The sequence below is a fragment of the Embleya sp. L77 genome, from assembly GCF_055557415.1.
In genome coordinates this window covers 646,504-661,217 of record NZ_CM145710.1, presented here as the reverse complement: position 1 = coordinate 661,217, position 14,714 = coordinate 646,504, and the positions used below count along the sequence as shown (strand labels likewise).

The following is a 14,714-nucleotide window of genomic DNA, read 5'->3' as shown; positions in this document are numbered from 1 at the left end:
ATGGCATGACGATGAGTCGTCTCGTGGCCTCGAAGGGTGAACATCGACGTGATCTGCGTTACATGGAGTCGGCGATGCCTGACTTTCGGTCACGCGCGGCGCTCCCGTGGCCGAAAGGTCGCCGGTGCCCGTGAACGTCGGGATCCACGCACAATCCCTGACACACCTCGTCAGGGATGGTCGGCATGATCGTCCGCATGACCAACACACTGACGGGCAAGGTGGCACTGGTTGCGGGCGCGACGCGCGGTGCCGGGCGGGGGATCGCCACTCAGCTGGGCGCGGCGGGAGCCACCGTGTACGTGACCGGCCGCAGCACACGATCCGAACGCTCGGAGATCGACCGCGACGAGACGATCGAGGAGACCGCCGAACGCGTCACCGCCGCAGGCGGACAGGGAATCGCGGTACGGGTGGACCACCTGGAACCGCAGCAGGTCGCCGCACTGGTCGCCCGCATCGACCGCGAACAGGGCCGCCTGGACGTGCTGGTGAACAACATCTGGGGCGGCGAACTGCTCTTCGGCTGGAACGAGAAACTGTGGGAGCACTCGCTCGACGACGGCCTGCACATCCTGCGCCTGGCGATCGACACCCACATCATCACCAGCCACCACGCGCTGCCCCTGATGATCCGCGAACCGGGCGCCCTGGTCGTCGAGATCACCGACGGCACCGCCCGGTACAACGCCGAGAACTACCGCATCTCGCTCTTCTACGACCTGGCCAAGACGTCGGTGAACCGTCTCGCGTTCGCGCAGTCGAAGGAACTCGCCGAATACGGCGCGACCGCACTGTCGCTGACGCCGGGCTGGATGCGCTCGGAGATCATGCTCGACGCCTTCGGCGTCACCGAGGAGACCTGGCGCGACGCACTCGGCAAGCAACCCCACTTCGCCATCTCCGAGACCCCGGCCTACATCGGACGCGCGGTCGTCGCCCTGGCCGCGGATCCCGAACGGGCCCGCTGGAACGGCCGATCCCTCTCCAGCGGAGAACTCGCCCACGAATACGGCTTCACCGACCTCGACGGCAGCCGGCCCGACGCCTGGCGCTACATGGTCGAAGTCCAGGACGCCGGCAAGCCCGCCGACACCACCGGTTACCGCTGACCCGCACACCCCCTCGCCCACCGGAGGCGCCGATGCGTCACCTCGGTGGGCGTTGGGGATCGCCGGTGCTCAGGCGCGGAGGGCGGCGTCGAGTTCGCGGGTGAACTCGCCCACGCGTCCGCCTCCGGAAGGTGCGGCGGGCAGCCGGGCGAGCACCGCGGTGACCGCCGCCGGCGCGTGTTGCCGCGCCCATTCCAGGGTCCCCGCGGTGACGTGCCCGCCCTCTTCGGATGCCAGTTCCTCCGCGCGCGCCGCATGCGCTGCCGCACCGAGGATGTGTTTCACCTGATGGGCGCTCGCCCTGGGGTGCAAAAACGCGGCGGCGGCCGCATGGCTTGCCGCTCGTGCCGCGTCGGCCGCGGCGGGTGAAGCGGCTTCCTGCGCCGCCTTGTACGCCGCCCACGCGCTCTGCCGCAGGGCGCCCGTGCGCCGGCCACCCCCGGCGAAGGCGTCCGCCGCGTCGATGGCGTCGCGAGGACGAGGGTCGGCGGGAAGATTTCGTTCGAAGATCGACAGCACCCTGCGCGCACAATCGGCGGCGTAGCCCGCGATCCCCCGGAGTTCGTCCGTGCTCAGCTCGATCTTGTCCGATTCGGTGGTTGGCACGGGCCGATTCTGCCGCAACATGCCGACTGCTGACGAACTCGCCGGACACGGCCCGGTTCGGGCCGCCCGAGGCACCGGGAGCGCACCGGCGCGGGGTGCCGCCCGGCACCCCGCGCCACGCCCGGGCGCGGTCATCCGTCCAGGAAGCGCAGCAACTCCTCGGTGACGAAACGGGGGTTCTCCTCGACGAGCCAGTGCCCCGCGTTCGGCACATCCACCGCGCGCACGATGTTGGTCATGCGTGAGGCCAGGGTGGCCCGGATCGGGTCGAGCTGCCCCTGTGCGGTCATGAGCAGGGTCGGGACACCTGTCGGTGCCACCGCCGTGGTGTCGCGGACATCCTTGTCCAGAGCGCGGTAGAGCTCGAAGCCGCCCGACAGCACCTCGGGCCGGCGGTAGGTCCGTGCGTACTCGTCGATCTCGGCGTCGGTGAACGGGGATCGCTCCGAGGTGCCGCCGAACGCCGTTCCCCCGAACGAGACTTGGGGGTAGAACAGGGCCAGGTACGCGCGGACGTCGTCGCCGACCACGGTCTCGGGGACCCGGCGCTGGGAGTGGAAGGCGATGTGCCAGCTCAGTGAGCGGTAGGTGCGCGCGTCGATCGCGGGCCCGGGCAGCGGCAGGTCGAGGTAGCCCAGCCGGGCGGTGTCGGCGGGGAACCGACCGGCGTACTGGAACGCCACCGCGGCGCCGAAGTCGTGCCCGACGACGCGGGCGTCGCGCAGCCCGAGACGAACGGCGATCAGGTCGTGCACGTACCGCGCCAGGGTGGCCTTGTCGTAGCCGGTCGGCGTGCCGGTGCTGTCGCCCAGCCCGGGGAGGTCGACCGCGTAGACGGTGTGGTGCTCGGCGAGGGCCGGCATGATCGGCCACCAGCCGAACCAGGTCTGCGGCCAGCCGTGGATCAACACCACGGGCGGGCCGCTTCCGCCGGTCACGTAGTGCATCCGCACGCCGTCGACGTCGGCGAACTCGTGCCGGAAGGTGTTCTTGAACTTCGGATCGTCCCGGGTGGCCGTGGCGTAGGAGGGAACGTCGTCGGGCGACGTGCTGCAGGCGGCGGCGCCGCTCGTCAGCAGGAGGGCGAGGGCGATCGTCGCCACCGTCCGCCCGAATCGCAGGCGGCGGCGCGACGACGGCCGTGGTGCGGGAATCATGGGGTCCTGTCCTGGCGAAGGTGGGGGAGTCGGCGCCCGGTCGTGCCGTCGATCGCTTGCGCGGTGGGCGTCGTGGTCTTCGGGTGGGGGAGCGGCCGGGTCAGGCGGTGCGGCCGATGACCAGGACGTGGTCGGTGACCTCGGCGGTGCGCCCGTCCGGTCCGGTCGCGATCCGGCGGGGTGAGTCGGCCCGCTCCACCGTCCACGCCGCCGGATCCAGGTCGAGGTCCGCGGCGACCTCCCGCGGGGTCGGGTAGCGCACGTCGGGATCCCGGTTCCACGACCACGGCGCGGTGGAGCCGTGGTCGACGACCAGCAGTCGCCCGCCCAGGCGCAGCGCGTACGCGGCCACCCGCAGGATCGTGGCCCGGTCCAGGCCGAAGGGGGTGTGCAGGTAATGGGCGCAGATCAGGTCGAACCGGCCCGACGGGAAGGACTCGTGCAGGTCGTGCCGTTCGGCGACGATCCGGTCGCCCAGGCCGAGCGAGCGGGCGAGGTCGGCGAGCCGTTGGACCGCCACGGCCGAGATGTCGACGGCGGTGACGTGCCATCCCCGGCGGGCGAACCACAGGGCGTCGCCGCCGTTGCCGCATCCCAGGTCGAGTACGTCGCCGGGCGGCAGGTCCGTGACCGTCTCGGCGAGCAGGCCGTTCGGCCGCGGGTCGCGGTCGGCCGGTCGGTCCGCGTAGACGCCGTCCCAGAATGCGACCGCATCACGGGTGTTCATCGAGTCTCCTTCCGTCGGAACACGCTCAGTCTTGCCAGGCGCACCGGATACGGCACGAAAACTTGCGGTTCTGGCAAGATGGATCCGTGGACCCCGAAACGGAAGACGTGCTCGACGCGGTGGGGCCGCGGCTGCGTGCGCTGCGCCGCGAACGCGGCATCACGCTCGCCGACCTCGCGGCGACGACCGGGGTGTCGGAGAGCACCCTGTCCCGACTGGAGGGCGGGCAGCGCCGGGCGACCCTGGAATTGTTGCTGCCGCTGGCCCGGACCTACGACGTGCCGTTGGACGAGCTCGTCGGCGCCCCGCGCACCGGCGATCCGCGGATCCACCTGAAGCCGATCCGGCGGTTCGGGATGGTCTTCGTCCCGCTGTCGCGGCGGCCGGGCGGGACGCAGGCGTTCAAGATGCTCATCCCGGCTCGGCCGGAACCGCTCGAACCGACCCCGCAGACGCACGAGGGTTTCGAGTGGCTGTACGTGCTCAACGGTCGCCTGCGACTGGTGCTCGGCGAGCGCAACCTGACGCTCTCGGCCGGTGAGGCAGCGGAGTTCGACACATCCCTGCCGCACTGGCTGGGCAGCGCCGACGGCGGCGCGGTCGAGCTTCTCATCCTGTTCGGCCTCCAGGGCATCCGCGCGCACGTACGCCCCGGCGGCCCGCATCCGCCGCCCGACGACGAACCGCGGGGGTGAGCCGGATGCGGCGCTCCGTCGCACCCGCCGGTCACAGTGCGGGGCCGGGCGCCTTGCCGAGGTTGGGGAGTTCGACGACGAGGTCGCGCGCGGGTGCCTTGATGTCGACGGGACGGTCGTATTCCGACCAGGTCACCGTGACGGCTCCGGCGTCCGATCCGGGGTCGGGCGAGATCGCCCGGTAGGGCAGTGCCGGCCCGTCGGCCGGGATGTACATCCGTGCGGCATCGTCCGCCTCGGTCTCGGCGAGCACGACCATACGACGCCCGTCGACGAAGGTCTCCTCGCGCCGATCGGCCTTCGCCAACTTGTCCACGACGGTGCGGGGATCGAACGCCTTGGCCGTGGCCGCCATCTTCGACCGCACCGGGTCGTCGGCCGCGGCATGCCCGTACTTGCCCTCCAACGCGGCCACGAGGTCTGCCCGGTTGGGCCCGAGGCGCCGCTGCCAATAGGCGCGCGAAGCCTTGACGTAGAGGTCCCCACCGACGCTGATCATCTCGATGGTGTGGCTCGCCGCCTTGCCGCTGGTGGTGAAGTCGCCGGTCCGCATGTCCAGATGCACGTCGGCGCGAGTGCTCGTGGCTGCCCCCCGAACGTCGGAGATGTGGACGTAGCGAACACCGTTCACCGCCTTGCGCATCCGCTCGTGCAGCGCCTTGTCGCCCAGTCCCGACAGATCCCCGGCGGTCGCATCGGCCAGTTCCACGGCTGCCGAACACCCCGTCAACAACGCCATTCCCACCGCTGCCGCCGTCACCCGCACAACCGAACCCACGTGTGCCATCGACGTCCCCGATCCGTTCCCGCCCCGACCCCACCGACCGCGACTCGCATACATGATCCCGAGTTGCTTCCGACACGTGCGCGCGGGGCCGCCCCCGGGGTCGGTCACCGCCCGACGCCGCGGTGTCCCCGAGTGGCAACCGGCTCCCGGGCGATGCGGCACGATCGGTCCGAGTCCGAAACCCACCCGCCGCCGAGTGCTGCATTCGCGAGGGCCGGGCAGAAGCCGTCCATGGGCACAGCGATGAAGGTCCCGCAGACGCGGGACATGATGGGCGAGGAACTCTCCGGGGACGAGGCGTGGGCGACGCTGCGCCGCTACGGCGGGTGGAAGCTGGTCAGGAACGCGTTCATCCGCTTCCGGTACGCGGACGGGTTCACCCACTCGCGTGCGCTCGCCCTGCAGACGGTGCTGTCGGTGGTTCCGCTGGCGATCGCCGTCGTCGGACTCTCCCGGGTCCTGCACACCGACAAATTCGGCCGGTTCGTCTCCGCCGCACTCGGTCGGCTGTCCACGGGCCCGAGTTCGGCCGTCGTGCAGGACACCCTGCGCGACGCGGGCGAAGGAAGCGCGGTCGCACTGTCCCTCGGACTGCTGTTCTCGCTGGTCAACGTCGCGACCGCGATGAGCCAGATCGAGCGGGGCGCGAACCGCATATACGGCGTCGAACGTGATCGCCCGTTCGCGCGCAAGTACGGCCGCGCCGCGGTGATGACGCTGGTGGTGGGCGTGCCGATCGGGCTCGGCGTGGTGTTGACCGTGGCCGGCCGCGACATGGTCGGGGCCGCCGCCGACGTATACGGCTGGAGCGATACGCAGCGCACGGTGTCGGGCGTCCTGTGCTGGCCGGTGGGTGTCGTGCTCGCGCTGATCTCGGCGTCCGCGGTGTTTCGGTGGTCCCCGCGCCGCAGCCAACCCGGCTTCACCTGGCTGGCGTTCGGGGCGGCCGTCTACCTGGTGCTGTGGGTGCTGCTGACGTGGCTGCTCGGCCTGTACGTCCGGCTCAGCGGCTCCTTCGACTCGGTCTACGGACCCCTCAGCGCGTTCGTGTCGTTGATCCTGTGGGCCTACCTGACCTCGATCGCGCTGTTCCTGGGCCTGGCCTTCGCCGCCCAACTGGAGGCCGTTCGCGCCCACTTGCCCGAACCGGTGAAACCGGACCCCGGCGCTTGAGGATCGCTCCGGAGCCGGACCCCGCAGGCCGACGGCCTCGGTGCGCGGATCCTGCAACTGCTTCGCCACCGAGGTCCGGCGGCCCGGTTCCCGGCCGCCGGACCTCGGCGCCGAACGATCCCGCCGAGGTGGTGGGACGGGCTCAGGCCCGCGCCACCGACTGGGGGAACGCGAACACCTCGTCCGGGTCGTACTGTTGCGAGACGGCCTTCAGGCGCGTCAGGTTCCCGCCGTAGTAGGCGGTACCCCAGTCCGGCAGGTTCGCGTCGATGTAGTTGACGTAGGCGCCCGTCGCGCCGAGCGCTTCGAGTCCGTCCCGGACGGCGTCCACCGCGGCCGTGGCCTCGGCCTGGCCCGCGGGTGTGGTGCTCGCGTAGATCTGCGCCGTGGCCAGCGCCGAGCGGTGCGGAAAGGCCGTCGCGTCGGGGGCGAGCTGCGCGACCGCGCCGCCCATCGAGTCCAGCAGCAGGTCCATCCCGGTACGCCCGGCCATCAGCTGCACCATCCGCTGCGCGTCCAGCGGGGCGGGCAGCACCCGGGAGACGGCGACGAAGGACGAGCGCGGCAACCGCCCGCCCTCGAACGTCGGATGGCACTGCGCGATGGTGTCGTTCGCGCAGCCGGCCATGTACTTCATCGCGTCCAGGTAGCTCTTGGCCTGCACGCTGCGCGAGCTCGGCTGCGTCGAGGCGGCGGCGATCAGCCGGTCCAGGAGCGGGTTCAGCCCGTCGCCGGTGCCGACATAACAGCCGCCCACCCGACAGGTCGGCGGCGTGCCGCCGGAGACCACGCAGTTCGACCACAGTTCCGGCGGCGCGTCCGCGATCCACTGCTGCCATGCCCCGATCACCGAGGCGGTGGCAGCGGCCGGGAAGCGCAGCGAGAAGACGGTGAGCGCGGGCGCCGGCTCGGTGCTGAAGGTGAACCGGGTGACCACGCCGAAGTTGCCGCCGCCCCCACCGCGCAGCGCCCAGTACAGGTCCGGCTCGGAGCACTCGGAGGCGGTGAGCACCCGCGCGTCGGCGGTGACCACCTCCGCCGAGACCAGCCGATCGCAGGTCAGTCCGTACTTGCGGGTCAACACCCCGATCCCGCCGCCCAGGGCCAGCCCGCTGACCCCCACCGTCGGGCAGGAGCCGGCCGGCATCAGGCGCCCGGCCTGCGCGAGCGCCGCGTAGACCTCGATCAGCCGGGCCCCCGCGCCGACCCGCACCGTCCCGTCGGGCTGCACCTGGACCTGCGCCATCGGTCGCAGATCCATCACCAGGCCGCCGGTGGGCACGCTGTACCCGAGGTAGCTGTGCCCGCCGCTGCGCGCGGCGATCGGCACGCCGTGTCCACGGGCCGCGTCCAGGCAACTCTGCACATCCGCCGCGGAGGTGCACCGGGCCACCGCGGCCGGCAGTTGATCGTCGTACAGCTCGTTGTATCCGAGCCGGGCCACGCCGTACCCCTGGTCCTGCGGCAGCAGCAGCCGCCCGTCGAGCCGCGCCTTCAACGCCGTCCAGTCCGGCGGCTCGGCCACAGCCCCGGACACCCGCCGCCCGGCAACGCCCGGCCCCGGCCGCCCGCCGAACACCGGCGCTGCGCCCCGCGTCGTCCCTGCGGCTGCCGCACCCGTCACCGCCATGGCACCGCCGACACCCAAAGCGGCCAAAAACGCGCGTCGATCGATCGTCATGTGCTCACATCTCCCGGCGACCCGTGCGCACCGCGTGCCGGCAGCGCAGCCCTGCATCGTTGCCATCCTTACCCGGGAGCCTGCCGATGGCGCGCGCGGTTGCGCCCATCGGTGGACGACACGCGAGCCGATGACGCGCCGTCTCCGGCCCGGCGCCGGCCGATTCGGAGAGGAGGGCGAGACGCGGGTGGGCCACCTCGGTGCGGTGCGCCAGTGCCGAGGTCTCCAGCGCGAACGCCGCCAGCGCCGCGCTTCGCGGGTCCCCGGGTTCGGCTCCGACGGCTTCGGTGATCGCCCGGGCGAGGGCGTCCTGATGGCGCATCCACATGCGGTGGGCGTATGCCCCGCTCCATCGAAGCCGCCGAAGGAGCGGCCGAAGGCATCGACGACGCCTTCGGCCCGGACAGCGCCGAACAGGTTTTGGCCCACATGACCACCCGCCGCTGACCCACGACGGCGCCCCTCGTTCCCGGCCGGCGCGCGGACACCGCCCGGCCCCACCTCCCGCCCGCCGAAGGCGGTTGCTCGGGCAGGTGTTCGCGGGCGATCAACCGCCCCATGGCCTCCAGCAGCGGGGTCCACGGGAGGACCCCGAGCGGGCGGTCGACGCGGCCTTCGACCTGCTGGAGCGCGGCTGGTCCGCCGGCTGACCGCCATGCGCCGTGAGCCGTGCGCCGTGAGCCGTGCGCCGCGAGCCATGCGCCGCGAGCCATGCGCCGCGAGCCACGCACCGCGCAAGGGACACGAGTGGGTCCACGTCCCGGCCGGACGTCTCCGCCCGCTCCGCGGCGACCGGACCCGGTCCCACCGGCCGGCTAGGCTTCCCTCGCCGCCGCCTGCGCCGCCTGCGCCGCCGCACCGGCGCGGGCGGTGACCGCGGCCTTCGCGTCGGCGCCGATCAGGTCCATGTTGATCGCCGCTGCGGTCTGCACCCCCGACGCCACGGCGACCGGGACCGAGGCCATCAGGTCCGTGACGTTGCCCGCCGCCCACACTCCCTCGACGCCGGTGAACCCGCCCGGCTCGACGACCAGTTGTACGCCGACGCCCATCGGATGTTCGTCCACCGCAAGGCCCAGCTCGGCGAGGAAGCCGGCGCATGCCACGAACCGCGGCGCCACCACGAGGGCGTCCGTCGCGACCGACTCGCCCGAGGCCAGACGTACGCGCGCCGCCCGGCCCCGGTCGTCGACCTCCAGAGCGCGGACCTCGCCGTCGACCACGTCGACGTCGAGTGCGGCCAGTTGTTCCCACTGCTCGTCGGTCGGATCACCGCCGGTGTGCAGGAACAACGTCACGTCGGACGTCAACTGCCGGAACATCAGCGCCTGATGGATCGCCGCCGGGCCGGTGGCCAGTACGCCGACCGCCGCATCGCGCACCTCCCACCCGTGGCAGTACGGGCAGTGCAACACGTCGCGTCCCCACAGCTCCGCGAGCCCGGGGACGTCGGGCAGCTCGTCCACCAGGCCCGTGGTCACCAACACGCGCCGCGCCCGGGTGCGCACGCCGTCCTCGGTCGTCACCACCAGGTGCGCGCCCTCGCGACGCACCCCCGAGACCCGGCCGGACTCGACGCGCCCACCGTAGGAGGCGACCTCCTCCCGCCCCAGCCGCAGCAGTTCCAGCGGCGCGATCCCGTCCCGCGACAGGAAGCCGTGCGCCGCGGCGGCCGGAGCGTTGCGCGGCTCACCCGCGTCGATCACCAGCACCGACCGACGCACCCGCGCCAGGGTCAGCGCGGCCGACAGTCCCGCCGGGCCACCCCCGATCACCACGACGTCCCACACCCGATCATTCGTCTGCACCAACGTGTTCTCGCTCATGCGGACCACCTTGCGACCCCACCGGTCCCACGGCAAACCTTCATGCCGTTTCGGCAACGAGGGGACGATCGGCGATCGCCGCCGTGCCCGGTACCCCCGGGGGACGCGACCAGGCGAGGCGGTTCGGGGCGGGGCTACTCCTCGATACCCAGGCTCCGGGCCGCGCTCCGGTACGCGCCGGGCGTCCGGCCCATGGTCTGGGCGAACGTGTCGATGAACGCGCTGGTCGTGGCCCAGCCGCAGCGGCGGGCCGTTGCGGTGACGGTGGCGCCCTCGGCCAGTTGGATCATGGCGTGGAAGACCCGGGTGTTGGTACGCCACCGGGGATAGGTCGTGCCGAACTCGGTGCGGAAGAGCCGGGTGAGAGTCCGCTCGCCCACGCCGACGTGGCGGGCCAGCCAGGCAATGGTTCGGGGCCGGCTCAGATCGTCCTCGACCACCCGGCAGGCGTGGGCCAGGCGCGGGTCCCGCGCCGTCGGCAGGGTCAGCGGGCGGACGTGGGCACGGCGCAGCCGATCGTTGAGCACCGCCCGGAGTCGCCGCAACTCCGGTGCCGGCAGGTCCGGTTCGGTACAGGCGATGAAGAGTTCCCGAAGCAGCCCGTCCACGGCCAAAACGGTGGGCGAGTCGACGGCCAAAGGGGCGTCACCCGAGGCAAAGCCGAGGGTGTGCACGGAGCTGTGCCCGTAGACCCGGTGCTCGTGCCACATCCTCGCCGGCATCCAGACGGCACGATCCGGGCAGGCCACCCAGGCGCCCTGCTCGGTCCGGATGGCGAAAACCCCGGAGCTGACGTAGATGAGCTGGTGGTAGTCGTGCCGGTGGCGGTCGATGAAGTCGCCGGCGGCGTGGTCATGGGCCGTCGAGGGCGCGATCGACAGGTGATGGCGGTTCTGCGACACAAGTAGGCAGATTAATGGAAGCAAGCCATCGGGACGTCATGACAGCGTGACGTCATGAGCACAGCACCGGGGGTTTCGGGTAGCCGACGGCATCGTCCCTGCCCGTGGCCGGGACCACTCGCCCGCCACGGGACGACATCGGGAACGGCAGCCCGGTGACGGTGTCGAACGAGCCGAAGCCTCGCGCGGGCCTGCTTGCCCGGATGCGCCGCGCGGCCGTGGACACGCGACCGCTTGCCGTCCCGGCCTATCGGCGCGTCCTGTTCGGTCAGGGCGCCTCGCTGGTGGGAACGATGGTCACCGAGGTCACCGTCCCGGTCCAGATCTATTCGATGACGCACTCGTCGTTGTACGTGGGCCTGGCCGGACTCGCCGGATTCGTGCCCATCGTGGTGTTCGGCCTGTACGGCGGTGCCATCGCCGACGTGGTCGACCGCCGGCTGCTGTGCCTGTGGTCGTCGCTCCTGACCTGGGCGGTGACGATCGCGCTGCTCGCCCAGACGCTCCTGAACGCCCGGTCCGAGGTCCTTCTGCTGGTCCTGGTCGCCGTCCAGGGAGCCGGCTTCGCCACCGCCTCCTCGGCGCGTGGCGCCATCATCCCGCGCATCGTGCCGTACGAGATGATTCCCGCGGCCAACACGCTGAGCTTCACGGTGAGCAACATCGGCCAGATCCTGGGGCCGCTCGTCGCGGGTGTTCTCCTCACCTTCCCGCACGGGTTCGCCTATGCCTACGGCGCCGACGCACTGCTGTTCACCGTCTCCCTCTACTCGACGTTCCGGCTGCCTGCGATCAAACCGGCGGGTGCCGCGGCCGGTAGCGGAGTGCTCGCCGTGCTGGAGGGCCTTCGCTTCATCGGCGGCAGCCCGGTGCTCCTGATGTCGTTCGGCGTGGACATTGCCGCCATGGTGCTGGCGATGCCGAACGCCCTCTTCCCCGAGGCCGCCGCCACCCGCTTCCACGGTGGAATCGGGCTGCTGTACTCGGCCGTCGCCATCGGATCCCTGCTGGCCGGGTTGTGCAGCGGGTGGATCGCGGGTGTGCGACGCCAGGGCGTCGCGCTCACCTTCGCGGTGGTCGGCTGGGCAACCGCCATCACCCTGGCCGGCTTCACCCACGCACTCTGGCTCGCCGTCGTCTTCCTCATGCTCGCCGGCGCCGCCGACCTGGTGAGCGCGGTCTACCGGCAGACGATCCTGCAGACCTGGGCCCCGGACGAGATGCGCGGCCGCATGCAGGGCGTCTTCACCGTCGTGGTGGCCGGCGGCCCCCGCCTGGGCGACCTGCGCGCGGGAGCCATGGCGGCGGCCACGACCCTCGGCATCGCCTGGTCGGGCAGCGCCATGCTCTGCATCGTCCTGGTCATCCTCGGCAGCCTCGCGGTGCGCCCGTTCTGGCGCTACGACGCCTACGAGAACCACAATCCGGGCGAGCGGCACCCGGAGAGCGACCCGGATACACCCGGCCCGGCGGTCCCGGAGCAGGAGACGCCCGCAAGGCCCGCCCGATGAAGCGCCGGGTCGCGGTCGGCGGGGGCGGTGCCCGCGTTCAGGTGACCTGGAGACCGATGATGCACGTGTCGTCGTCGGTGTCGGCCCGGCTGTGCGTGAGGATTCGATCGAGCCGGTCCTCGACGGTGGCGGCCTCGGTGCGAGCGGTGACCAGGAGTTGCTCCAGGGATTCCTGTAGGGAGCGGTCCCTGCGCTCGATGAGGCCGTCCGTGTACATCAGCAGGGTGTCGTCGGGGGCCAGGCGGACCTCGTCCTCGTCGTAGATCACGTCGGCGAAGGCGCCCAGCAGCGGGCCCTCCAACAGCGGCAGGGTCTGTGCCTGGTGGGCGCGGATCAGCACCGGGGGCAGGTGGCCGGCGCGGGCCCACCGCATGACGCGTGTGCTCGGATCGTAGAGGCCGCAGATGGCCGTGGCGGTGACGCGGTCCGTCAGGTGGTGGGCGACCATGTTCAACCAGGCGAGGAGTTGGGCGGGTCCGGCTCCGGTGATCGCCAGGCCGCGCAGTGCGTTGCGCAGCACGATCATGCTGGTGGCGGCGTCGATGCCGTGCCCGGCGACGTCGCCCACGCACAGCAGGATGTGGCCGGAGGGCAGGATCACCACGTCGTACCAGTCGCCGCCGACGGCGGCGTCGGATGCGGCGGGTCGGTAGCGGACGGCGACGTTCAGGCCCGTGACGGCCGGTGGCGTGTGCGTCGGCGGCATGATGGCGTGCTGCAATTGCCGGGCCAGGCGGTCGTGTTCGGTGGCCTGTTGCTCGGAGTGGGCGAGTCGGTCGCGGGTGACCGCGAGGGCGACCTCCGTCCAGTGCTGGGCGGAGACGTCCTGGTAGGCCCCGCGTACCGCGATCAGCCGTCCGTGGCTGTCCAGGACGGGTTCGGCGATGACGCGGATGCGTCGGGTCACGCCGTCGACGCGTTCGAGGCGGAAGGCGACCGTGGCGTTGCGGTGGAGGGACAGCAGGGTGCGCAGGAAGCGATCGAGCGCGGCGCCGTCGTCGGGGTGCGCACGCAGGGGCAGGTCCCGCAGGGAGATGGGGGCGGCCGTGTGCGGAAGTCCGTGCAGGGCGAACAGGGATTCGCTCCAGGCGATCCGTCCGGTGCGCGTGTCCTCCTCGAATCCGCCTATGCGGCCCAGTCGTTGGGCGTGTTGCAGGAGGTTCGCCAAGCGGGCGCTGGCGTGTTCGATGCGCCAGATGAGCAGGACGGCGTCGCCCTGACGAGTGGCGGCCACGTCGGCGGTCGCGTCGAGCGGCACCTGGTCGACGAGTGCGGTCAGGGTCACGCGTTCGGCGCGGTAGGGCTCTCCCGTCGCGTAGACGCGTTCGATGATGTCGTACAGGCCACGGGGGTTCGCGGCCAGCGGGTACGCCTCCAGCAGAAGCGAACCCGAGACCAGGCCGGCGGGTCGGCCGGCGGGATCGACGAAGCGTCGGTTGGTGTGGTGGACGCGGAAGTCGGCAAGGCGTCCGTCTTCGTCGAGATGGGGCACCAGGACCATGGCGGAGTCGTGCAGGCAGTCGGCGATGTCGACGAGTTCGACCGGTCCGGGGTCTGCCGGGCGGGACCCGGCCGTGGCCCGGGTCGGCGAACTCACCTCCAGCGTGTGGGCGCTCAGTTCGGCCAGTGCTTCGATCTGGCGTCGGACCCGTGCGGGTTGTGCGGGCAGGGTGTGCGGCCAGCAGATTTCCAGGATTCCGTGGACCCGGCCGCCGGTGCCGGCGGGTACGGCGGCGCGGGCGCCGGTGAGGTGGTGTTGGCCGATGGAGGGAACACCGGCTTCGGCCAGGGCAGGAATCCAGACCCAGTCCAGATCGGCCAGCGCACGGCGGGCCACGGTGGCGACGCCGGGCGGGACGTGGCGCCATCGGGTGGCCTCGTGCTCGGCGAATCCCGCGCTGCCGGCCAGGGTCAGCGACCCGTCGGAGGCGACGGCCCAGACGGCGACGGCGGTGGCGCCCAGCGGTGCCAGGGCGTGTTCGAGCAGCGAGCGGGCGACGGCCTCGGTGTCGGTGGCGGCCCACGCGCCGCTCTCCGCCGTGCGCAGTCGCATCCCCACCGAGTCGGGGCCGGACGGAGCGGGCCGGCCGGTGTCGTTGACGAAGTCGCGGGCGGCCTCGGTGAGGCGGTCGGCGGCGGTGCGGTTGATGATGTCGGCCGCGAGTTCCATCTCGGATACGCCCGCCCGGCGGGCGAGCACGGTGAGTTGGCGGGCGGCCTGGGTGGGGCTGCAACGCAGGCGCTCGACCAGGATGCCCTTGGCGAGTTCGATCAGTGCCCGGCCGTCGGCGGCGGCGTGGGCGGCCTTGACCTCGCGGCGCAGGCGCTCGACGGTCGCGGCCAGTCGTCCCACCGCGGAAAGGGACTGCCATTGCCGACGGACCTTCGGCGCGGCGGTGGGCGGGGGATCGTGAGCGTCCTGCGACCGTCGTCCCGTCGGGGCATCCGGATCGGGCTGCGGCGCATCGGGGGCCGGGTCGGGTGCCCGGTGTCGCGGCGGGTCGGTGCTCATCGTGTGCTCGGCTTCTCGTGGACGG

At 72.0% G+C, this 14,714-nt stretch carries 13 protein-coding genes; 4 read left to right on the top strand and 9 right to left on the bottom strand.

What is annotated here, in order from left to right; genetic code table 11:
- The first annotated feature begins 197 nt into the window (after positions 1-197).
- On the top strand, positions 198-1,112 hold the full coding sequence (locus tag ACZOOI_RS32935; RefSeq protein ID WP_465283217.1) for an SDR family oxidoreductase: 915 nt from the start codon (positions 198-200) through the stop codon (positions 1,110-1,112).
- A gap of 69 nt (positions 1,113-1,181) precedes the next feature.
- On the opposite strand, the gene ACZOOI_RS32930 is transcribed toward ACZOOI_RS32935, so the two are convergent.
- The 3 genes from ACZOOI_RS32930 to ACZOOI_RS32920 all read right to left on the bottom strand — a co-directional run bounded on the left by ACZOOI_RS32930 (position 1,182) and on the right by ACZOOI_RS32920 (position 3,602).
- On the bottom strand, positions 1,182-1,718 hold the full coding sequence (locus ACZOOI_RS32930; protein ID WP_465283216.1) for a putative immunity protein: 537 nt from the start codon (positions 1,716-1,718) through the stop codon (positions 1,182-1,184).
- 131 nt (positions 1,719-1,849) lie between these two features.
- Complete coding sequence (locus ACZOOI_RS32925) at positions 1,850-2,875, bottom strand: alpha/beta fold hydrolase (protein ID WP_465283215.1); 1,026 nt, start codon at positions 2,873-2,875, stop codon at positions 1,850-1,852.
- A 100-nt stretch (positions 2,876-2,975) separates the two neighbouring features.
- Positions 2,976-3,602, bottom strand: a complete 627-nt coding sequence (locus ACZOOI_RS32920; RefSeq protein ID WP_465283214.1) for a class I SAM-dependent methyltransferase — start codon at positions 3,600-3,602, stop codon at positions 2,976-2,978.
- Positions 3,603-3,688: 86 nt separating this feature from the next.
- Here ACZOOI_RS32920 and ACZOOI_RS32915 point away from each other — a divergent pair, with 86 nt between their 5' ends.
- On the top strand, positions 3,689-4,297 hold the full coding sequence (locus tag ACZOOI_RS32915) for a helix-turn-helix domain-containing protein (RefSeq protein ID WP_465283213.1): 609 nt from the start codon (positions 3,689-3,691) through the stop codon (positions 4,295-4,297).
- A gap of 31 nt (positions 4,298-4,328) precedes the next feature.
- Here ACZOOI_RS32915 and ACZOOI_RS32910 read toward each other — a convergent pair whose 3' ends face one another.
- Positions 4,329-5,006, bottom strand: a complete 678-nt coding sequence (locus ACZOOI_RS32910; RefSeq protein ID WP_465283212.1) for a hypothetical protein — start codon at positions 5,004-5,006, stop codon at positions 4,329-4,331.
- Positions 5,007-5,315: 309 nt separating this feature from the next.
- Here ACZOOI_RS32910 and ACZOOI_RS32905 point away from each other — a divergent pair, with 309 nt between their 5' ends.
- Positions 5,316-6,257 carry a YihY/virulence factor BrkB family protein gene (locus ACZOOI_RS32905; protein WP_465283211.1) on the top strand — a complete coding sequence of 314 codons (942 nt, stop codon included), beginning with the start codon at positions 5,316-5,318 and terminating at the stop codon, positions 6,255-6,257.
- A 142-nt stretch (positions 6,258-6,399) separates the two neighbouring features.
- Here ACZOOI_RS32905 and ACZOOI_RS32900 read toward each other — a convergent pair whose 3' ends face one another.
- From ACZOOI_RS32900 to ACZOOI_RS32885, 4 genes are all read right to left on the bottom strand, one after another.
- Entirely contained in the window at positions 6,400-7,782 is a 1,383-nt protein-coding gene (locus tag ACZOOI_RS32900; protein WP_465283210.1) for an FAD-binding oxidoreductase, read from the bottom strand.
- 160 nt (positions 7,783-7,942) lie between these two features.
- The gene (locus ACZOOI_RS32895) at positions 7,943-8,260 is read right to left on the bottom strand and encodes a hypothetical protein (protein ID WP_465283209.1); all 318 of its coding nucleotides are present in this window, start codon (positions 8,258-8,260) and stop codon (positions 7,943-7,945) included.
- Positions 8,261-8,753: 493 nt separating this feature from the next.
- A complete protein-coding gene (locus tag ACZOOI_RS32890) occupies positions 8,754-9,764 on the bottom strand; it encodes an NAD(P)/FAD-dependent oxidoreductase (protein WP_465283208.1) in 1,011 nt (336 codons plus the stop codon).
- Between the two features lie 134 nt (positions 9,765-9,898).
- Positions 9,899-10,666 (bottom strand): AraC family transcriptional regulator, encoded by a 768-nt coding sequence (locus ACZOOI_RS32885; RefSeq protein ID WP_465283207.1) that lies wholly within the window; start codon positions 10,664-10,666, stop codon positions 9,899-9,901.
- 155 nt (positions 10,667-10,821) lie between these two features.
- Between ACZOOI_RS32885 and ACZOOI_RS32880 the strand changes: the two genes are divergently transcribed.
- A complete protein-coding gene (locus ACZOOI_RS32880; RefSeq protein WP_465283206.1) occupies positions 10,822-12,177 on the top strand; it encodes an MFS transporter in 1,356 nt (451 codons plus the stop codon).
- 37 nt (positions 12,178-12,214) lie between these two features.
- On the opposite strand, the gene ACZOOI_RS32875 is transcribed toward ACZOOI_RS32880, so the two are convergent.
- Positions 12,215-14,689: a SpoIIE family protein phosphatase gene (locus ACZOOI_RS32875; protein WP_465283205.1), complete on the bottom strand. Its 2,475-nt coding sequence runs from the start codon at positions 14,687-14,689 to the stop codon at positions 12,215-12,217.
- Positions 14,690-14,714: the final 25 nt, after the last annotated feature.